General features: G+C 39.2%; 14 protein-coding genes. 5 read left to right on the forward strand and 9 right to left on the reverse strand.

Annotated features, from left to right (window positions below; genetic code table 11):
- Positions 1-423: 423 nt before the first annotated feature.
- The 4 genes from AC2S94_RS03835 (at position 424) to AC2S94_RS03850 (ending at position 6,721) form a co-directional block, all read left to right on the forward strand.
- Entirely contained in the window at positions 424-1,401 is a 978-nt protein-coding gene (locus AC2S94_RS03835) for a ribonucleotide-diphosphate reductase subunit beta (protein WP_484630190.1), read from the forward strand.
- 152 nt (positions 1,402-1,553) lie between these two features.
- Positions 1,554-4,013 (forward strand): ribonucleoside-diphosphate reductase subunit alpha, encoded by a 2,460-nt coding sequence (locus AC2S94_RS03840; RefSeq protein WP_484630191.1) that lies wholly within the window; start codon positions 1,554-1,556, stop codon positions 4,011-4,013.
- A gap of 90 nt (positions 4,014-4,103) precedes the next feature.
- A complete protein-coding gene (gene dgt / locus AC2S94_RS03845) occupies positions 4,104-5,450 on the forward strand; it encodes a dGTP triphosphohydrolase (RefSeq protein ID WP_484630192.1) in 1,347 nt (448 codons plus the stop codon).
- 122 nt (positions 5,451-5,572) lie between these two features.
- Positions 5,573-6,721: an ATP-binding protein gene (locus AC2S94_RS03850; protein ID WP_484630193.1), complete on the forward strand. Its 1,149-nt coding sequence runs from the start codon at positions 5,573-5,575 to the stop codon at positions 6,719-6,721.
- Here the strand turns inward: AC2S94_RS03850 and AC2S94_RS03855 are convergent.
- Both AC2S94_RS03855 and AC2S94_RS03860 read right to left on the reverse strand, forming a co-directional pair.
- A complete protein-coding gene (locus AC2S94_RS03855) occupies positions 6,709-7,701 on the reverse strand; it encodes a DUF3078 domain-containing protein (RefSeq protein WP_484630194.1) in 993 nt (330 codons plus the stop codon). The two genes, AC2S94_RS03850 and AC2S94_RS03855, sit on opposite strands and share 13 nt — an antisense overlap.
- A gap of 39 nt (positions 7,702-7,740) precedes the next feature.
- Positions 7,741-9,510 carry a 1-deoxy-D-xylulose-5-phosphate synthase gene (locus AC2S94_RS03860; protein ID WP_484630896.1) on the reverse strand — a complete coding sequence of 590 codons (1,770 nt, stop codon included), beginning with the start codon at positions 9,508-9,510 and terminating at the stop codon, positions 7,741-7,743.
- Between the two features lie 92 nt (positions 9,511-9,602).
- Here AC2S94_RS03860 and AC2S94_RS03865 point away from each other — a divergent pair, with 92 nt between their 5' ends.
- Positions 9,603-10,052 carry a nucleoside deaminase gene (locus tag AC2S94_RS03865; protein ID WP_484630195.1) on the forward strand — a complete coding sequence of 150 codons (450 nt, stop codon included), beginning with the start codon at positions 9,603-9,605 and terminating at the stop codon, positions 10,050-10,052.
- A 74-nt stretch (positions 10,053-10,126) separates the two neighbouring features.
- On the opposite strand, the gene AC2S94_RS03870 is transcribed toward AC2S94_RS03865, so the two are convergent.
- From AC2S94_RS03870 to AC2S94_RS03900, 7 genes are all read right to left on the reverse strand, one after another.
- The gene (locus AC2S94_RS03870) at positions 10,127-10,912 is read right to left on the reverse strand and encodes a glycoside hydrolase family 16 protein (protein ID WP_484630196.1); all 786 of its coding nucleotides are present in this window, start codon (positions 10,910-10,912) and stop codon (positions 10,127-10,129) included.
- Entirely contained in the window at positions 10,912-13,191 is a 2,280-nt protein-coding gene (bglX, locus tag AC2S94_RS03875) for a beta-glucosidase BglX (RefSeq protein ID WP_484630197.1), read from the reverse strand. The genes AC2S94_RS03870 and bglX overlap by 1 nt, the downstream gene beginning before the upstream one ends.
- Before the next feature lie 146 nt (positions 13,192-13,337).
- Positions 13,338-14,204: a glycoside hydrolase family 16 protein gene (locus tag AC2S94_RS03880; protein ID WP_484630198.1), complete on the reverse strand. Its 867-nt coding sequence runs from the start codon at positions 14,202-14,204 to the stop codon at positions 13,338-13,340.
- 132 nt (positions 14,205-14,336) lie between these two features.
- The gene (locus AC2S94_RS03885) at positions 14,337-15,980 is read right to left on the reverse strand and encodes a family 16 glycosylhydrolase (RefSeq protein WP_484630199.1); all 1,644 of its coding nucleotides are present in this window, start codon (positions 15,978-15,980) and stop codon (positions 14,337-14,339) included.
- A gap of 14 nt (positions 15,981-15,994) precedes the next feature.
- On the reverse strand, positions 15,995-18,073 hold the full coding sequence (locus AC2S94_RS03890) for a phage tail protein (protein WP_484630200.1): 2,079 nt from the start codon (positions 18,071-18,073) through the stop codon (positions 15,995-15,997).
- Between the two features lie 23 nt (positions 18,074-18,096).
- Complete coding sequence (locus AC2S94_RS03895) at positions 18,097-19,560, reverse strand: RagB/SusD family nutrient uptake outer membrane protein (RefSeq protein ID WP_484630201.1); 1,464 nt, start codon at positions 19,558-19,560, stop codon at positions 18,097-18,099.
- A gap of 4 nt (positions 19,561-19,564) precedes the next feature.
- Positions 19,565-22,585, reverse strand: coding sequence for a SusC/RagA family TonB-linked outer membrane protein (locus AC2S94_RS03900; RefSeq protein ID WP_484630202.1), 3,021 nt, complete (start codon positions 22,583-22,585; stop codon positions 19,565-19,567).
- Positions 22,586-22,784: the final 199 nt, after the last annotated feature.

The following is a 22,784-nucleotide window of genomic DNA, read 5'->3' on the forward strand; positions in this document are numbered from 1 at the left end:
CTTTTGGAGTCAGATTTTAATATTACAGAATTAAAGCGTTATCTATTCCAACAATTTTTATAGGTGGCCAACCAAAAAATTAGTTCTGTTTTCTAGAAAACCGGTTTTCCCAAAAAGCCGGTTTTCGCTTTATTACCCATCATTTTCAGACTTATTTTCAAATGAAATTCAGCTTCAAAAACAGGTTATATAACACCATGCTCATTTTTTGGTCATAAAATTATTAACAAATTATAAGTGTTTGTATTTCAATATTTTAAAAACCAAAATTAACAAGAAACTATGAAAAACCGATGTTCTTAAGTGTTGAAAACTTTGTTGAAAACGTTTGAGCCAAATTCTTTCATTATACGTCTCATTTTTAAATATTTGTTAAACACTTTTCAATAAAAAATAGCTGAGACCGAAAAAAATCTAAGAATTATGGCCCAAACAGAACCCATTTTACAGGAAAATAAAGATCGATTTGTGATCTTCCCGATCAAACATCACGACATCTGGGACTGGTATAAAAAAATGGAAGCTTGTTTTTGGACTGCTGAGGAAATTGACCTGCATCAGGATCTAACCGACTGGAATGACAAGCTGAATTCTGACGAGCGTTATTTCTTAAAACATATTCTTGCTTTTTTCGCTGCTTCAGACGGGATTGTAAATGAAAATCTTGCTGAGAACTTTGTAAACGAGGTTCAGTATTCTGAAGCTAAATTCTTCTATGGTTTCCAGATCATGATGGAAAACATTCATTCGGAAACTTATTCGCTTCTTATCGATACTTACGTTAAGAATGATAAAGAAAAGGATCAGCTATTCAAGGCGATTGAAGTGTTCCCGGCAATTAAGAAAAAAGCAGACTGGGCTTTGAAATGGATCGAGTCTGATTCTTTCGCAGAAAGGCTTATCGCATTTGCAGCGGTGGAAGGAATATTCTTCTCCGGAGCTTTCTGTTCAATCTTCTGGTTGAAGAAACGTGGATTAATGCCAGGATTAACTTTTTCTAACGAGTTGATCTCGAGAGATGAAGGTATGCACTGTGATTTCGCCGTACATCTACACAACCATCACCTTGTGAACAAGGTGCCAAAAGAAAAAATTAGAGAGATCATTATTGATGCTCTTAATATAGAACGTGAATTTGTAACTGAATCTCTTCCAGTTAGTTTAATAGGTATGAATGCCAAGTTAATGACTCAGTATCTTGAGTTTGTAACAGACAGGCTACTGGTTGAACTTGATTGCGAGAAAGAATACAATGTTTCAAATCCGTTTGACTTTATGGACATGATTAACCTGCAAGGTAAAACCAACTTCTTCGAAAAACGCGTAAGCGAATACCAGAAGGCAGGCGTTATGAATAAAGACAAAGAATCAGATGAGATCAGTTTTGATGCTGATTTCTAAAGAGCAACTGCGCTGCGTCCCCCAACGTGGCGCTAGTTGAACTTTATTTTTTTCACCCGAAATTTTAATTTATTAATCCGGAGTTAACCACCGGCCAGGGATGCTAGTTCCTAATTTCAAGGCAAATGCATCACTAACTAAAACTGTAGCGTATGTACGTAGTAAAAAGAGACGGCAGGAAAGAGCCAGTCATGTTCGACAAAATTACAGCAAGAGTTAAAAAACTTTGCTATGGCCTTAATGAACTTGTAGATCCTGTAAAGGTAGCCATGAGGGTTATTGAAGGGCTTTACGACAATGTTTCTACCAGTGAACTGGACAACCTGGCGGCGGAGATCGCAGCTACCATGACCACTTCTCATCCTGATTACGCAAAACTGGCTGCAAGGATTTCGGTTTCAAACCTTCATAAAAACACAAAAAAGACCTTTTCTGAGGTGATGACAGATTTATATGAATATGTAAATCCAAGAACCGGAGAAAAGGCAGCTTTACTTTCAGATGAAGTGTATGAGGTCATCATGGAAAATAAAGAGAAATTAGACTCTACCATTATCTATAATCGTGATTTCGGGTATGATTATTTCGGATTCAAAACCCTGGAGAGATCTTATCTTTTAAAACTGAATGGGGAAATTGCTGAGCGCCCGCAACATATGCTGATGCGTGTTTCCATTGGAATTCATGTTAATGATCTTGACGCAGCCATAGAAACCTATGAGCTGATGTCCAAAAAATATTTCACTCACGCTACCCCAACACTTTTTAATTCAGGGACTCCCAAACCACAAATGTCTTCATGTTTTCTATTAACCATGAAAGACGACAGTATCGACGGGATCTATGATACTTTAAAACAAACCGCTAAGATCTCCCAGTCTGCTGGAGGAATTGGTCTTTCTATTCACAACGTAAGGGCTACCGGTTCCTATATTTCAGGAACAAACGGTACTTCTAATGGTATCGTCCCGATGCTTCGTGTATTTAACGATACCGCGAGATATGTAGACCAAGGTGGTGGAAAACGTAAAGGTTCGTTCGCCATGTATATTGAGCCGTGGCATGCAGATATCATGGATTTCCTGGATCTGAAAAAGAATCACGGAAAAGAAGAAATGCGTGCAAGAGATCTTTTTTACGCAATGTGGATGCCAGATCTTTTTATGAAGCGAGTTGAAAAGAATGAAAAATGGACATTAATGTGTCCGAATGAATGTCCTGGACTTTTTGATACTTACGGCGAAGAATTTGAAAAACTTTACCACCAGTATGAAGAGGAAGGTAAAGGAAGAAAAACCATTAAGGCGCGCGAGCTATGGGAAAAGATCATGGAATCTCAGATCGAAACTGGTACACCTTACATGCTTTACAAAGATGCAGCGAACAGAAAATCTAACCAGAAAAACCTGGGAACCATTCGCTCTTCAAACCTATGTACTGAAATTCTTGAATATACCAGCGAAGATGAAGTTGCCGTTTGTAACCTTGCTTCTATAGCGCTACCAATGTTCGTTAAAGGAAACGAATTTGATCATAAAGAACTTTACAAGATCACCAAAAGGGTAATTAGAAACCTGAATACAGTGATCGACAGGAATTACTATCCTGTAAAAGAAGCTGAAAATTCCAACATGCGCCACCGCCCGGTGGGATTGGGAGTTCAGGGACTTGCCGATACCTTTATTAAACTGAGAATGCCTTTCACTTCAGATGAAGCGAAAAATTTAAATCAGGAGATCTTTGAAACTCTGTATTTTGCTTCAGTGACTGCCTCTATGGAACTGGCAAAAGAAGAAGGTCCTTATTCAACTTTTGAAGGGTCGCCAATTAGCCAGGGTGAATTTCAATATAATCTTTGGGGAATAAAAGATGAAGATCTAAGCGGAAGATGGGATTGGGCAAAACTTCGCAAGCAGGTAATGAAGAACGGGGTGCGAAACTCACTTCTACTGGCTCCAATGCCAACAGCTTCTACTTCACAGATCCTTGGTAACAATGAAGCTTTTGAACCGTATACTTCTAATATCTATACCCGAAGAGTACTTTCAGGAGAATTTATCGTGGTAAATAAACATCTACTGGAGGACCTTGTTTCCAGAGATCTCTGGACAGATGAAGTTAAGAATGCGATCATGAGAAATAACGGTTCTGTTCAGGATATAGATATTATTCCAGACGATCTAAAAGAATTATACAAAACGGTTTGGGAAATGAGCATGAAAGATATCATCGACATGTCCAGACACAGAGGATATTTTATAGACCAGTCACAATCGCTGAACCTTTTCATGGAGAACGCGAATTACAGCAAACTAACCTCCATGCACTTTTACGCATGGAAGAGCGGACTAAAAACCGGAATGTATTATCTTAGAACCAAATCTGCGGTGGATGCCATTAAATTCACTCTGGAAAAAGAAAAGAAAAAAGAACCCGTGGCAGTTGCAGCGGAAGCTCCTCAAAAATCAACAGAAAAACTCCAGGCTGAACCACAACCTGTAATTTCAAAACAATCTGAAGAAGAAGGAGCTCTAACACCAGAAGAACTTAGAGCGATCATTGCTCAGTCTAAAGAAGGTGAAGGTGACGACTGTCTAATGTGCGGATCATAAAAATTTGGCTAATTCAAATTTGAATTAAGAAGGGGAGGTAGTTATTACTTCCCTTTTTTAATACTTTTGAGCCAATACAAAGTAATTATTATGAATTGGGAGCAACTCTTATCGCTAAAGCGTTCCGGAGATACACTTAAAAGACTTAGAAAAGAACAAAATGAGACCAGGTTAGGTTTTGAGGTTGATTATGATCGTATCATATTCTCTTCAGCTTTTAGAAGTCTTCAGGATAAAACCCAGGTCATCCCACTTTCAAAAACAGATTTTGTACATACGCGCTTAACGCATAGTCTTGAAGTTTCTGTAGTTGGTCGTTCTTTAGGAAGGCTAACGGGTCAGAAATTACTTGAAAAACACCCGCATTTAAAAGATACATATGGCTACCAGATGAACGATTTTGGGGCCATAGTAGCTGCCGCGGCTTTAGCTCACGATATAGGTAACCCGCCTTTTGGTCATTCTGGGGAAAAAGCTATTGGAGAATATTTCAGCCATGGAAATGGTAAAAGATTTAAAGATGACCTCAGCGAAAAAGAATTTCAGGACCTGATTAAATTTGAAGGTAATGCGAACGGTTTTAAGATTCTCACGGAAAATCGTCCGGGAATTGCTGGTGGTCTAAGGCTTTCTTACGCCACTTTAGGAGCGTTCACAAAATACCCAAAAGAATCTCTTCCGCATAAACCGTCAAAAAAAATTGAAGATAAAAAGTTTGGTTTCTTTCAAAGTGAACGTAACACTTTTGAAGATGTAGCTGAAGAATTAGGATTGAAAAAGACCAGAGACGGTGATGATATTGGATATTCCAGGCATCCACTTGCTTTTCTAGTAGAAGCTGCAGACGATATTTGTTATACGATCATAGATTTTGAAGACGGTATCAATCTTGGTTTGATCGATGAAGATTATGCGCTGGAATACCTTATTAAACTGGTAAAAGATAATATCAATACAGGTAAATACAATCAGTTGCAAAGCACTGCGGGCAGGCTTGCGTACCTCAGAGCACTAGCTATTAATACCTTGATCACCGAAGCTGCAGATATTTTTCTTAAAAATGAGGAGGCGATCCTAAAAGGAGAATTTCATGAATCTCTATTCGATAAAAGCAGTTATGAAGCCCAGATAAAAGATATCATCAAAATAAGTGTCGAAAAGATCTATCAGAGCGAGGAAGTCATAAGCAAAGAGATCGCCGGTTACAGAATGCTGTCTTACCTGCTCGATATTTATACGAAAGCGATACTCCCGGGAGAAGAGGAACAAAATTCAAATTTCACAAGACTGGTATTAAAATCGGTACCGGAGTTGAATTATCTTGGAGATGAACATAGCACTTATGAAAAACTGATCGGGATTTGTTCATATATCGCTTCCCTTACCGACGGACTTACGGTTTCATCTTTTAAAAAGTTCCAGGGTTTAAATACATAAAAAGAGCAAAAATTAAATTTTTATGACCATTACCATACCTGGAATTTAATTAATTTTGCTTGCAGGTCATACTGAAAAAACTCCATTACCTTCCTATTCAGGAATTAGTGCCCAAATTATCAATGAAAAGAGTTACCAAAGTACTTAAGCAAAATCATCAGGAAATTATTGAAGCCTGGGAAAAGCTTGTTCTGGATCACGTAGCAGCCGCCAAACTGGCCAATAAAATTGCTTTACATGATCACATCCCTAACATTCTCGATGATATTATTGACATCCTGGAAAGGCATGATGAGATTGAATGGAATATAGAAGATTATAAGATTTCTCAAATTGAAGCCAATAGCCTGGAACATGGAAGACACAGGGCTACTACGGCTGATTTTACCGTAGAGCAGATCCTTCATGAATATATGATCTTCCATAATGTGATCATCAGGATATTTAACGAAAATGACCTTAAAGATCAGAATGCTTACCATCTTCTGAAATGCTGTATAGACAAAGCTATGCTGAAATCTGTAGAGTCTTTCACCAAGTCTATTCAGGAAATGCAGAATAAGCTGATTGGAACCTTGGCTCATGATATTCGGAATCCACTTTCAGCTGCACGCCTTGGTGTTGAAATGCTGAATCTGGACACTACTCCGGAGAGAGTGGAAAGAGTTCAGAAATTAACTATGAACAGTGTGGATAAGGCGCTAAGCATGTTGGAAGGATTACTGGATTCAATTTCAGTAAAAGCCGGCGAAGGCATGATGCTAAGTTTTTCTGAGGTCAATATTTTCAGAGATATTCAAACTGTATATGAAGAAGCACAGGATATCTATACTGAAAAAATAGAATTTCACTGTAAAGACGAAGACCTGAATGGTGTTTATGATTCAACTGCTATTCGTAGATTATTAGAAAACCTGATCACTAACGCAGTTAAATATGGCGATACAGATAAACCTATTACTCTGAAAGTGGTTAAACTGGATGAGAAATACCTGCAACTTTCGGTGCACAATTATGGTAAATCTATTCCGGAGGACAGGCAACAAGAGATTTTCAACTTTTTAGGACATACCACTGAACAAAATAAAAAGAATCTTCAAAGTTGGGGAATTGGGTTAACCCTGGTAAAAATGGTAGCCGAAGCCCATGGTGGAAAAGTAAGCCTGAGAAGCGAGGAAGATTTTGGAACTGAATTTAGCGTAAACATCTCCCGAACTCTGAATCAGCCAGGAAAACACCGCACTAAATTAAATTTCATTCAGAATTCATAGACAACGCCAACACCAAGCATCTGTTTTAGCTGAATACGCGGCCCGGAAGTTTCGAGTTTACCATCACCATTTTTGTCTTCTTTGAACTTTACGTCGTCATCGTATCGAATATGGGTACCAACATTTGCTTTTACAAAGTCATTCACTTTCATATTTACCGCTAATTGCCAGTCTACATCAATATTTCCAAATTTATTCAGGTAATCTGAATATAGGCTCAACTGGTTATTGACGTCTATATTTTCAAACACTTCCTTACTAAAATCACTGGTCACCAGGAACCCGAATTCCGTTCGCATCCTCTCTCCTTCCCTGATTATGTTGCCCAGTTCATCTGTAACAGCAGGATCAACCCCGAACATTCCTTCGTTTGCCAGTTTTTGATCCAGAACAAAGGTAGATTTAAAAGTTAGGGGCGATAGATAAACCGTGAGATCTTCTTCGGGATGCGAGAACTCTGTACCAACCCCCAGAAAAGTATAACCAGGAGCCATGAACTTTGAAATGGGAACCTCGGTATCCGGATATTTATACCCATTAGAAAACTGCGTATTGAAACTGAATTTCCCTGAATAATACCAATTAGAAGTACTGTCTTTTCTGAATCCGAAAGAAGAGCTTAAACGCAACTCATCTTCTGTTTTTCTGATCTCTCTCCCTTCCTGGGCATTAATCCCATACCTCATGGATGCTGAATTTCGCCAGAGGGTTAGATCTTTTTCAAAATTTCGGTCAAATCCGGCATAGAAAAGTGCCGATACAGAATTGTTACCTCCAGAATTCCAATTCACAAAAGCCACCTCACTAAGATTCATTCCGAAAGTATTCTTTTCAGTCCAGTAAATAAGCATGGAATCTGAAGCGGTAGTATCTTTTGCAACAGTTGAAGTAGTGTCTTTTACTGTAATATGTTTGAATTCAGATGCTAAAGAGTTTAGTGATGTAATACAAAAGAGGAAAAGTAGAATTTGGAATTTCATTTAACGGTCAGGGTTTTCGGAATTGCGAAAATAAAAAAATCATATCATAGATTCCAGCTTTCGCTGTATTCCTTGAACGTTAATTTTTGCGATTTCTTGTAAATCATCTACACTTCCTTGCTGAATAAATTTATCTGGAATTCCTAAAAGCTCGATAACGCCTTTGTATTGTACGCTCGCAGCATATTCTAAAATTGCAGAACCAAAACCTCCATTGATTACACCATCTTCAATAGTAACGATCTTAGAAAATTTCTTGAAAATTTTATTCAGAATTTTCTTATCTAATGGCTTTGCGAACCTTATATCGTAATGTGCAATCTTATCTTTCGCTTCTATACCTTCAATAGCGCTTTCTACATTTTTAGCCATATTCCCCAGGGAAATAATGGCAATTTCTGAACCATCTTTTAGACATTCAGCTTTGCCTATTTCTATTTTTTCAAACGGAAATTTCCATTCTTGCAATACTCCCCTTCCTCTGGGATATCGTATGATCATTGGCGAATCCAGACCAGCTTGAGCTGTAAATAACATATTCCGTAGCTCCTTTTCATTTCGAGGGGCTGCGATAATTAAGTTGGGAATAGGTCGCGAATATGCGATATCAAAAACTCCGTGATGTGTTGCTCCATCTTCACCTACCAACCCTGCACGATCCAGACAGAAAACCACTGGTAAATTCTGTAATGCCACATCATGAATTAGTTGATCGTATGCACGTTGCAAAAAAGTAGAATAGATAGCGCAAAAAACGGTGAATCCCTGAGTCGCCAGGCCCGCAGATAAAGTGACCGCATGCTGTTCTGCAATTCCCACATCAAATGCCCTTTCAGGAAAAGCTTCCATCATATATTTTAAGGAGCTACCAGTGGGCATGGCCGGCGTGATCCCAATAATCTTCTCATTTTTTTCCGCCAGCTCAATAAGGCTTAATCCAAAAACATCCTGGTATTTTAAAGGAAGTCCATCAGTATCATATTTCAAAAGTTCTCCGGTATCAGGCTCAAATTTACCTGGCGCGTGATATTTCACCTGATCCTCTTCTGCCTTTTTGAGCCCTTTTCCCTTTCTGGTGATAACATGAAGAAACTTCGGTCCTTTAATGGCTTTCATTTCCTTCAGCACCTTCAAAAGACCTTCGAGATCATGTCCATCTACCGGTCCGAAATACTGAAAGTTCAAAGCTTCGATAATATTATCGCTGAAAGGTTTATAACCTACCCGAGCTTTGGTAAGATATTCTTTTAATGCACCCACGCTAGGGTCTATGCCTATCGCATTGTCATTAAGTATCACTAAAAGATTAGCTTTGGTAACGCCTGCGTGGTTCAAACCTTCAAATGCCATTCCGCTGGCAATGGAGGCATCGCCAATTACCGCAATATGTTGCTTTTCAAAATCTCCCTTGAGGTTAGAAGCTATTGCCATTCCCAAAGCTGCTGAAATAGAAGTTGAGGAATGGCCTACACCGAAAGTATCATATTCACTTTCTTCCCGTTTAGGAAATCCGCTAATTCCATTAAGTTGTCGGTTGGTTTCAAAGACATCACGACGACCGGTAAGAATTTTATGTCCGTAAGCCTGGTGGCCTACATCCCATACCAGGAGATCTTCAGGTGTATTGAAAACATAATGTAAAGCGACCGTAAGCTCCACAACTCCAAGGCTGGCTCCTAAATGGCCTTCTTTAGTTGCGACGATATTTATAATAAATTTCCGAAGTTCCTCAGATAGCTTTTGAAGTGCTTCCAGGTCCAGTTTTCTAAGATCTTCTGGGGAATTTATATTTTTAAGGATCTCGGTCATACCCAACAAAGTTACATTAAGCAAACTGAATTCCGAATAACTTATCAAACCGTAATGGCCAAAATTTATATCTTTCACCTAAAACTTTTACGATGATTTCTCCTTTCAACGATGAATATTTTATGAAAAAGGCTCTGGAAGAGGCCGAATACGCTTACGAAAAAGGAGAAATTCCTGTGGGTGTCGTGGTAGTGGTCAACGACAAAATCATCGCCCGCGGACATAACCTTACTGAAACCTTGAATGATGTAACAGCGCATGCTGAAATGCAGGCCATCACGGCAGCAGCAAACTTTTTGGGCGGAAAATATCTTCAGAATTGTACTATGTATATAACTCTAGAGCCCTGCCAGATGTGTGCCGGCGCATTATATTGGAGTCAGATATCGAAAATAGTTTTTGCCGCTGAAGATGCGCAGCGAGGTTACCGCAAGTTCGGGGTGCAATTACACCCGAAAACTGAAGTAGTAAAAGGAATAATGGAAGAGGAAGCCTCCTCTTTATTAAAACGCTTCTTTATCGAGAAAAGAAACCTGAATTAAAAAGCGAAACCCTGGTAAAAAACGAGCTGAGCTAATCCAGAACAATTTGGATAAAAAAGGTTTCGCTCTTGATGTTACAGATCTTCAGGCAGCTCAGTTACCTTGATATAATCTACATAAAACTTATCCGGTAGCGCCTGGTCATCAATATCGGCTCCACCAAGATTACCTCCAACAGCCATATTGATCAAAAAGTAAAAATCCTTTTTAAATGGATAGTGCTTTTTATCAAATTGCTCCGGATTGAATTTATAAAGTTGCTCATCGTCAACAAAAAACTCAATATATTCTTCAGTCCATACAGCCTTGTAAGTATGAAAACCTTCATCAATTCCTTCGATTTTAGTCTTTTTAGTGTTGATAGTGTTTCCGTGGCTTGCCGGTGTGTGAAGTGAAGTAAATACCTTCTGCGGTTCACGCCCAATATATTCAAGAATGTCAATTTCACCACTGGCAGGCCATCCAACCTCGCTAATATCTGCACCCAACATCCAAATAGCTGGCCAGAGGCCCTTACCTGTAGCTACTTTTGCTCTAACTTCGATCACTCCATAGGTAAATTCAACATTCCCTTTGGTATTGATCTTTCCTGAATAATACTGATCATCCTTTTTCAGGGCCGTAATTATAAGATTTCCATCCCTGACCTCAACATACTGGCGATCGTAGATCTGCGCTTCATTATTACCCCAACCGCAGAGATTTGGACATCCATCTCCTTCCTCGTAGTTCCATACATCCATATTGAGCTTATCACCTTCAAAATTTTCCTCGAAAATGACTTTATCTTGTGCGCAAGCCGAGAATAAGGATCCAGCAACAAGACCGGCTGATAATATTATCTGGGAATATCTTTTCATTATTTGCTAAAATTAAATTTTACAGATTGTAAATCCTGAGAATTTCCTCCAACCATCAATTCGAATTCTCCATTTTCAGCTTCCCATTTTTCCGAAGCGGTGTAAAACTTAAGCATTTCCTCATCAATAGTGAATTCTACTACTTTAGATTCTCCCGGTTCCAGCTGAACCATCTCAAATCCTTTTAATTCCTGAATGGGCCTGGTAATACTCGCCACCATATCTCTAAGATATAACTGAACCACTTCTTTACCGGCAGTATCTCCTGTATTTGTAATTTTCACAGTTAGAGTTGCTTCCTCACCAGCTTTCAATTCTTCGGAAGAAATTTCTGGCTGAGCATATTCAAAATCTGTATAGCTCAATCCGTAACCGAAAGGATATAAAGGTCCGTTTGTAATATCTGTATAATGAGAATAAGTCACATGTTGCTCACTGCTTGGCCTACCCGTATTTTTTCGGTTGTAATATAATGGCTCCTGCCCAACGGCTCTTGGGAAAGAAACAGGAAGTTTTCCTGAAGGATTGTACTTCCCTAAAAGCACATCTGCAATGGCATTTCCGCTTTCTGAACCTAATTGCCATGCTTCTACGATAGCCGGAATATTTTCTGCTGACCAGTTGATTTCCATAGGTCTGCCGTTGATGAGCACCAACGCGATATTCTTATTTACTTTGTAAATTTCTTTTAAGAGTTCTTTCTGAAGTCCGGCAAGACCAATATTTGCCTGGCTTCGGCCTTCTCCAGATTGAAAAGCATCTTCTCCAAGAACCATAATCACCAGGTCCGCAGATTGAGCATTTTCAACCGCGGCAGGAATTCCAGATTTATCTTCTTTGTTAATATCCAAAGGCATTAAAAAACTACGTTCACCCTGCCCCAAAGTAACACCCTTGGAATAAGTGATTTCAGTAGAAGAAGTGTCGACAGCATTTTTCAAGCCTTCCAGCACAGATACTGCTGAATTCATTTCTCCCTGTGCTCTCCAGTTCCCGATGGGCGTATCCTTGTCATCTGCCAAAGGCCCGATAACGGCAATTTTTTTTACTGAAGATTTTATCGGTAGCAGATCATTCTCGTTCTTTAATAACACGATCGATTTTTTCGCAATATCTCGAGCGGTAGCCTTATGCTCGTCATATGGTACAGATAACTGAAGCTCAGGATTACTGTATTTGTAAGGATCGTCAAAAAGACCCATTTTGAATTTTACGCGAAGAATTCTTCTAACTGCATCATCGATAATTGCTTCATCAACTTTGCCTTCAGCAACAAGCTTTTCAAGTCCTGCCTGATAAGCTCCACCCTCCATATCCATATCGCTTCCTGCTTTTACAGCAATTTCTGCAGCATGAATTTTATCTTCAGCGAAACCATGCGGAACCATTTCTGCTATAGATCCCCAGTCTGAAACCATAAACCCGGTCCAGTCCCAGGCTCCCTTCAAAATTTCTCTTTGCAGACTTGTACTTCCGGTTGCAGGGATACCATCAATGGTATTAAATGAGTTCATGAAAGTAGCCACTCCAGCATCAGCTGCCGCTTTAAACGGAGGTAATACTACATTATGAAGTTCGTTCTTACCAATGTTCACGGCATTATAGTCTTTTCCGCCTTCTGCGAGACCGTATCCCGCGAAATGCTTTGCCGTAGCCGCTATAGTTTTTGGATCTGAAAGATCATCTCCCTGATAACCTTTGATTTTGGCAACGGCAACCTGTGAAGTCAAATAAGGATCTTCTCCTGAACCTTCCATGATTCTACCCCATCTTGCGTCACGAGAAATATCGATCATTGGTGAAAATGTCCAGTTTACGCCTTCTGCCACAGATTCCAGGGCAGCGATTCTTGCAGATTCTTCAGCAGCTTCCATATCCCAGCTGGCAGTTTCTCCAATTGGCACCGGGAAAATTGTTTTGTAACCATGGATAACATCATAACCAAAAATAAGAGGTATCTTGATCCTGGAATTTTCCATATTTAATCGTTGTGCTTTTTCAGTCGCTTCAACAGAAAGCACGTTCAACATTGAACCAACAAGGCCTTTTTTAAGCCTGTCTTCTTTTTGTTTATTTCCGGTTTCTGATGCCGGACCGGTAAGATCCCAGCTCCCATTATACTGGATCATCTGCCCTACCTTTTCTTCCAGCGTCATCAAATTCAATACAGAATCTACTTTCGCTTCCACATTCTTTACTGAACTAGGAATTTTAGAATTTTGGGAATGTAGACCTAAGGTTCCCAGAGAAAGGGATATTATTAAGAATACTTTTTTCATGATCTTGAAATTAAATGGTAGAAGAAAAATTCTCTTCCACTATTATTTTTAATAGAGTTCCGGAAATAAGTTTTAAGCATCAATTAACTAAAAAGCAATTTTTTAAAACGACATCTTTTGTAAATGCTTAAATCTCCTATTTTCTTCTACTTGCTTATTAAAACCCAGTCTACCAGAACTTCTGCTTTTCCTTTTTTTATCAGGTCAACTGTAGATTCAGGTAGTCCGTTATACGGTTTTTCAACTCCATTAGTCTTGTAAGGATAAGCTCCACCCAAGGCCAGGTTCAGAATAAGATATTTAGGATTGTCAAATGCCCACTCTCCGTAATTTTCCACCATTGGTTTGGTTACACGATAGATCAATCTGTCATCAACTTTAAAATTTATTTCCTCAGCTGTCCAATCTACAGAATACACATGCCAGTCGGTCACATCTTCTCCTTCCGGAAAAAAGTATTTATTTACCAAAGGAGTTTCTCCAGAATATTCCGGGCCATGCATTGCGACGCCAATCCAGTCTTTCTCTCCTACGTATTCCATTATATCAATTTCCCCGGTATCTGGCCAATCGCCTCCGCCAAGTGCCCAGAAAGCAGGCCAGAATCCTGAACCTTCAGGAAGTTTCATTCTTGCCTTCGCTGTACCGTAAGTGAACATTACCTTGTCGCGAGTATTGATCCTACCAGAGATAAAATCAAAATCATTTCCACGATAATTGATATAATCGGGACTGTAGTGAGCTTTCAGGATCAGTGCATTTTCAGCTCCCTTTGCTTTGGTTCCTTCCGCTAGAAAAATAGTTGCCGAGGAATCTACATAAACCTGCTGTTCGTTATTAACCCAAAAATCGGTTCCAACAACATTCCATTTTTCCCTATCCAGTTCGCTTCCAGAGAAATCATCAAAAAACAAGGTATCCATTTCAGCCCTGCTCTGAGTATCCTGAGCAAATAAAATTCCGCTGAAAATTAAGGCCAGTGCGGGTATTAATTTTAAAAATAAACGCTTCATATATAACTATAGAATCTCTAATCACCTAAAGATTCAGATCCATGAAGACCCTCCAAATACTGTGATTAGGTTATTAAGACATAAATAAATCCCGGAGCCGAAACTCCGGGAATTTAAAGCCTAAACAAACAATTACTGATAAACTCTTATATAATCAACTTCCATTGAAGATTCCTGGAAGTCATCTGCTATTTCACCACCAAGGCCTCCGCCCATAGCTACGTTCATAATAAGGAAGAAATCCTTATTAAATGGAAGAGAAGCTTCATTGGTAAATGTGAAGAACTCTTCTCCGTCTAGTAAGAAAGTAATATTTTCTGAAGTCCATTCTACCGTGTAAGTATGGAATTCTGAAGATGCGTTTGCAATATCTTCTCTTCCAACTACAGCATTACCACCGGAATTTCCAGGGAAATGAAGTGCTGACGATGTTTCACCAGGATTATTACCAATCCACTCCATAATATCGATCTCTCCGGTCTCAGGCCAACCAACTTCATTAAAGTTAGCACCAAGCATCCAGATAGCTGGCCAGGTTCCTCCGCCTTCCGGCATTTTGGCTCTAGCTTCAACTCTACCGTAAGTAAATTCGAATTTATCCTGAGTAGTAATTCTACCAGAAGTAAAATCGTATCCGCTTTCAGCTTCTCTTCTGGCAGTGATGAAAAGACTACCGTCCTGAACAGTTACATTATCTTCAGTGTAATACTGAACTTCATTATTACCCCAACCGTCTGTACCATTTCCAATCTCATAGTTCCAAACGCTTGTATCTAACGCATCTCCATCAAATTCGTCTGACCATAAAAGATCTTCGAACTGAGTCTGAAATGGCTCCGGCTCTTCTTCACCACCTCCTCCAGCAGTTTGCTGTGCGTAAGGAGTAGTTGTAAATTTAAGATACCAGGCCAAAGCAGGATTATTACCCATAACCGCTCTTACATACATTGTATTTGCAGTGATAGACAATACTTCGTAATTGCTGGCTCCAATGTAATAACTCATAAATCCGCCACCACCAATCTGGATTTCAGTTCCAGTAGAAGCTTCCGCAGGAATTCCCGAGGATGCAGGGGCAAGCGTTACAGATTTTTCACCTGAAGTATCCAGTGCAAGACATTCATCCTGACCGGCAGATCCACCAAATTCACCTGCATAATCCACATTAAAGAAGGTAAACCCATTATTATCAAGTTCGTAAGTTATATTCTCTCCATTTTCAGAAAAAGTGATCTCATCTGTATAAAAACAAGAACTTAACTCATCTCCGCCTTTTTCGAATGGTGCGGCAGTATAATAAATTGGAGTATAGAAATCTGGTGCTCCAGCTTCTGTTGGTCCTACTCCTAAGTGACCTGCCTGAGCAGATGCAACATACCAGGTTTTAGAACTTCCTCCGGTTAAAAATTCTTTGGTATCAGGATCTGAGAAATCACTTCTTACTTCAACCTCTACAGATTTAGAGCTACTAACTCCTCCCTGACCATAAGCTACAACGGTTACCAGGTAGGTGTTCAAACCTGTCCTGGTAAAACGTTTGGTATAATTTCCATTTGGTGCAACCGCAGATGAACCATCAGAGAAATTAAACTTGTAAGTGATCGCATTGTTCGCAGACGCGTTGAATTCCACAAGTCCGGAACCGTCGTCACTTATTTCTGAACTGATACTAAGATCTGTTGGGACCAAAATGGTGTCCAGTGTTAGATCATCTTCCTGGCAGGAAAACAATCCAAACAACAGAAATAGTATTCCTATATTTTTAAACATCTTCATAATCGTGAATTATTCTAATTAGATAATGTGTATTCGTCAAAGTAGTATACAGATCCGTCTCCGTTATTTCCGAAATCGAAAAACAATACCACTCTTGAGTAGTCTACAGATGTATCTGCAGTGCTTAGATCGAATTCAAGTATTTCCCACTGGTTTGCAACTGTAGTTACCGCGTCAACTTCATAGAAAAGACTGCTATCATCAAAGTTTTCAAACTTAAGTCTTACGGTAGCACCTACTTTTGGAGACCATACCTTAACCTTCATTTTATTGTAAGTATCAAGATCTAGAGGCATACTCTCTTCATAGAAAGCACCAGCCCAAACTTCTGAACCGTCAGTCTTTGTTAATTTCGCAACTTTTGCTGAAGTATTAACTCCAGATGGATCTGGATTCTCTATGATCTCAATAGGCTCAATTCCACCAAAAACAGTATAAGTTGGTGCATCACCTTCAAGGTCTTCAAGAACCATATCAGGAGCCATTTCTATTCCACCATTTGTGGTCTGGATCTGGTCATAGTAATAAGTTGAATCATCCCCTGCGTTTCCAAAATCAAAGAATATCACAACCCTTACAAAATCTGCATCAGGAGCACCGCTAAAATCAAAATCAAGATTTTCCCATTCATTAGCAACAGTTGTCGTCATATCTACTTCATGAGTTACAGATGCATCTGAATTTTCCAATTTAAGTTTTACCACAGCACCTACTTTTGGAGACCATGTTTTAACTCTAATCGTACTGTAAGTATCCAAATCTAGTGGAGCAGCAGTTTCAAAGAAACCTCCTGCCCAAACTTCAGAATTTGCAGTTTTTACCTGCTTCGCAACTTTAGCTGTAGGATTGATAGGAGATGGATCTGGGTTATCAATTACCTCTGTAGCCGCAATATTTCCGAATACGGTAAATGCAGGCTCAGTTCCTTCAAAGTCCTGAACCATATTTGATTCAAAAGCAGCTCCGGATTGTTTGAAATCGTCAAGATAGAAAGTACCTGCAGTTGTTCCAGGACCGTCGATGAAGATCACCATAGTTCCATACTGACCTGTTGGTACAAATGGTTCTCCAACACCCTGATTCCCGTCGATGTAACTCTTAATTGCATCTGTAGCAAAGTTGAATGAAAGCTCTTCCCATCCAGAACCTGTATGGTTAGCAGAAACCTCTGTTTGACGTTCACCATTAATTCCACCTTCGAACTTTAATAGCACCGGTACAGCAACATCAGACCAAACTTTTACAGTGATCGTTTTAGCGCTTCCGCTGAAATCTACTGGTTCACCAAGGTTATATGCTCCACCTTCATAGTTTACACCAGAATTTGTAAGAGCACCTACTTTAGTTTCAGCAGTATTTGCTCCTGAAAGATCAGGGTTTGTTACCACTTCAAAACTAGCCCCGTTAAATACTCCAAGAGCATAGTTTACAGTTGGCTCATCATAAGTAATCGGGAATTTTACCGGATCATTAGCTTCTGGTACTACCACTTCAACAGTAGTTTCTGTAGTAGCAACACCAGCACCACGAGCAACAACTCTAATAGTGTAGGTTCCTGGATCATCGTAAGAATAAGGAATGCTTTCTCCAGGCATTAATTGAGTAGGCTCTTCATCTTCTGAATCTGTGAAATACACATCAAATAAGGTAGCGTAATCTGCAGAAGCACTAACCGTAATATTCTTAGGATCGCTCGCTGGCTGATCTACAGTAACTTCAAGATTTTCTGGCGCTCTAAACGCGATAGTCAACATCTGGTTGAATTCGCTAGTAAGACCTGTTGAACCAACTGCTACAACCGTTACCAAATATTCTCCCTCATCATAGACATGAGTAAGTGTTTCTCCCGCCATTGCGATTGTTGGAGTTTCATCTTCCACATCTCCAAAATAGACTTCAAAGGTAGAAGCACCTTCACCGCTAGGGGTAACTGTAACTGTTCCTGTATCATCCTGCATTACATCAAAAGATGCGGTAACATCTGTTGGTGCAGAAATTTCCTGAAACGCATAGTTCATAATTTCGTCATCCTCACATCCTGTAAAAAGGAGTGCCGAGATGGTAAGCATTGCTAAGAATTTGAATATTTTCATCTTTATTCGTTTTAATAATTTTTTTAATAACCTGGATTTTGTTCCCAATTGTTCCCTGCAAGTTCAATTTCAATTGCCGGAATTGGGAATAATTCGTGCTTTCCTGTTTGGAAACCATCTATTTCAGCTGCAGCTCTTCCTGTTCTAACCAGGTCGAAGAAACGATGTCCTTCGCCTACAAGTTCAAGTCTGCGGTCTTCATAAATCTGGTTCAGTAGATTATTTCCTGAAAGCGTAACATCTTCAAGTCCTGCTCTATTTCTAACCTGATTCAGATACATTCTTGCTTTATCTTCATCTGGTGATGCCTTTTTGAAATTAGCTTCAGCAGCCATTAAAAGAACATCTGCCAAACGAATCGCACGATAGTTATTAGGGTTAGTAAGGTTCGCATCTCCTGTATTCAGGTCACCCTGTCTTGCGATATACTTTCTGTTATAGTATCCTGTATGCTCGTAACCTTCAGAATAAGTTGCTCCTGTTTGAGCTGCCCAGGCTTCAATATCCAGAATGGCAACATCCTTTCTGATATCATCATCTGTAAAGATATCAACCACTTCCTGTACCGGAACGTTGAAACTGAAACCTGAATCGAAAACAGGACCAGAGTAATTTCTAATTCCGTTGAAACCTACAGCAACGTTACCTTCACTACACTGAAGACATCCAAAACCGGCTCCTTCTTTATCTGAATACTGTACTTCAAAAATCGATTCTGAGTTATTTTCTCCTTCAGGCTCAAAAATTGAATCATAATCCTCTACTAAAGAGTATGGACCATTGATCACAGGTTCAAAGGCTGCAGCAGCTTCTGCAAATTTATTCTGATACAAGTATGCCTTACCAAGCAATGCCTGTGCTGCACCAGAAGTAATTCTTCCCTTCACCGCCTGAGTTGCTGGTAAATTAGAAGCAGCGAACATAAGATCTTCTTCAATTAGAGCATACACATCCTCTTTCGGAGACCTGGCAATATCAAATTGCTCACCAAACTGAATTCTTTCGTTAACCGCCAATGGCACATCTCCAAACCATTTTACAAGCTCAAAATAGTAATAGGCTCTTAAAAATCTCGCCTGGGCGATGATTTCATTTTTCCCTTCAAAATCTATTTTGTCTTGGAATTCCAATACATAATTTGCACGGTTCACACCAGCGAACATCCAGCTCCAGATATCTCTTAACTGCTGGTTTACCGGAGTATGCTCCATATCATCTATTTCCTGAATACCCGGTACATCGGTAGCACTTTCACCACCGGCAAGGGTATTATCAGAAGCTATTTCTCCCAGCATTACGTTTAGATACGTTGACTGTAATAAGTCGTACGCTCCTACCAATGCCAGCTCATATTCTTCAGGAGTATTGAAATAATCTTCAGAGTTTTCATCCTGACTATCTACCTCCACGAAGTCATCACTACATCCAGCCAGCGCAAGAAAAGCAAAGGCAAGGATCCAATTGATTGTATATAATTTCGTTTTCATCTACTTAAAATTTCAAATTAATTCCTAACATATAAACTCTAGGCACCGGATAGAATCCCTGATCTATACCTCCACCAATTGGAGCACCATTAGATGCAGAAGGATCGTATCCTTTATATTCTGTAAGAGTGAATGCGTTATTTACAGAGGCATAAACTCTAAACTTCTCCACTCCAGTATTTGCAATCAAATCTGGGTTTAAAGTGTATCCTAACTGAACGTTCTGTAACCTTAGGTAAGAACCGTCTTCCACATAAAAATCTGAAAACAGATTATTAGTGTTTGCTCCAGTAGTTACTCTTGGGAAACTATCTGTAGAACCTGGTCCTGTCCATCTTCCCAGGTAAGAATTAGTTCTGTTAGTATTTGGCTGATTACGCTCGTAGTTTCTTACGATCTCATTACCAAGTGATGCATAAGCATAGGTATTGAAATCAAAGCTTTTATAAGTAAATCCAATATTCATACCCATAGTAAGATCTGGAATCGGGTCTCCAATATTCACACGGTCATCTGAATCAATGATCCCATCTCCGTTCTGATCTACATATCTAATATCTCCGGCCTGGGCACTGGTTTGCTGAGCACTGTTATTTACTTCTTCCTGAGACTGGAAAATTCCATTCGTCTCAAGTCCGTAGAAATAACCTAAAGGCTCACCAGCTTCCATTCTCGATGGTGGCTCCTGTCCAATTCCAAATACACCTCCAGTTAAGAAACCATTTTCACTGTCTACAAAAATTACTTCGTTTTTCAGTGCAGTAAGGTTGTAATTGATATTGAATTTAAAGTTGTCATTTACATTCTGGTTATATCCAATAGCAAATTCAAAACCCTGGTTTTCAACAATACCACCATTTATAACCGGTGGAGCTGCTCCGGGAGCACCTACACCTAAAATTCCTGATACCTGGGAAACTACAAGAAGATCTTCTGTTCTTTTCTTAAAGTAATCCATGGTAACATCCACTCTCGAATCGAAAAATCTTGCATCCAAACCGATATCAAGAGTTTTCTGCTTTTCCCATTTAATTTCAGGGTTTCCAAGCGCACCTCCTGCTTTACCGAATACCAGTTCATCATCAAAAACGTAGGTTCCTTCTCCGTTCAATAATGATGTATATCTGAAGGCAGGAATTCTATCGTTACCGATTATACCGTAACTACCTCTCAATTTCAGAAAACTTAAAATATCGCTTCCTGATAAGAACGGCTCATCTGAGATCACCCAACCTACAGATCCTGAAGGGAACCATCCAAATTTGTTTTCCGGACCGAATGCGGTAGAACCGTCACGTCTTACAAGACCTGAGAAAAGGTATTTACCTCTGTAATCATATTGAACTCTTGAGAAGTAAGAAAGTAATCTTGTATCAAATTCGTCACCACCGTTCTGGTAGTTATCCAGTACTTCGGCAGCATTTGCTACACTGGCACTTCCATAATCATTGGTTGGCAATTCAAATCCGGTTAAAGAAGAAAATTCTCCCATAGATTTGAAAACAGACATACCTAAAAGTACCTTCAAGTTATGATCTCCAAAACTGTCATCATAAGTTAAGAAATTATCCCAGGTATAATCGCGATAGATATCGAAATTTTCTGTGATGCTATTACGGTCTACGTTAAAAACTTTACCAGATCCGTAAAATACTTCCGGAGAAAAATACCTTCCATCAACTTCTGAATAGTTGAACTGGAATTGCGTCTTAGCGGTTAATTTATCCCATAAGGTATATTCAAGACCTCCAACACCACTAATTTTACTAATATCAGTATCGTTATAGGTATTAGCGATCTGAGCTAAAGGGTTAATCACCTCGTTTCCTAAACCTTCAGCCAGCGTATAATCTCCATTTTCATCAAAAATCGGAAGATTAGGATTCATGTTTACCGCGTTGAATAATACCGAACCTAAAGCGTTTTCAGATAAAGTATTTCTATTTGAATTTGTATAGATCCCCGAAAGATTCAATTTCAGGTTTTTAATTACTTCCAGGTTATAGCTTCCTCTTGCAGTAAACCTATCAAAACTTGACTTACCCTTACCCACAATACCATCCTGGGTAAAGTAACCAGCTCCAACAGAATATTTCGATTTTTCACCTCCACCTGAAAGGTTCAGGTTAATATCAGAAATTGGTGCTGTAGAAAACACCTCATCCTGGTAGTCTACTCCTTCTCCAAGATTTCTGAAATTAGTATATGGAGGATTCTGACCTCCAGCTGCGTAAGCTTCGTTGACAATAACTGCATATTCCGTAGCATTTAATACAGGTAATTTTCTGGTTGTCTCTTGGATACCTGAATAAGCATCTATCTCAACTTTCAGATCTGTATTATACGTACCAGATTTGGTAGTAATCAAAATCACCCCATTTGCAGCACGTACCCCATAGATACCTGCCGTGGCATCTTTTAAAACGTTTATGCTTTCAATATCATTTGGGTTAATAACACTAAGATCTTCAATAACGTTACCATCTACTAAAATCAAAGGTCTGTTATTACCATTGGTACTGATACCTCGAATATTAATTGTGGATGCACTACCAGGAGAACCTGATGTTGAACTCACATTAACCCCGGGAACAGTACCTTGTAGTGCCTGTTCTACCCTCGTAGGATTAAGGTCTTCAATAGTTTGAGAACCTACTACGCTCACAGCTCCAGTAACTTCTTTCTTGGTTTGTGTACCGTAACCAATTACCAAAACTTCATCTAGAGCTTCAGAATCGGCACTTAATACCACATCAATAGTTTGTTGATCGTTAACCGTGATCTCCTGGGTACGAAAACCAACATAACTGAATTGTAATACATCTCCAGTTGAAATATCATTTACTGTGTAGTTACCGTCAAAATCTGTAGTCGTTCCTCTTGACTCTCCCTTTACAATAACATTTACACCTAGTAAAGGCATGTTGTTTTCATCAGATACTGATCCGCTAACCGAAAACGATTGCGCATAAGCCCCAAAAAACCCGCTTAGAAATACAATCAAAAGACAGGTAAATTTCCTCATGTGTTTAATTATTAAAATTGCTTTTTCAATATATTAACATAATGTTATGAGGACGGGAATTCAACCTTTACAAAAAATCTACAATTGCCAAATCGGCAATATAATCAGTGTCAAATTACGGATATCTCAATTCAAACAAGACTTCAGGGAGGATATCACAGTTTCAAATCAAACTGTTAAATATCAATATTTTATACGT

Source organism: Christiangramia pacifica (assembly GCF_057221535.1).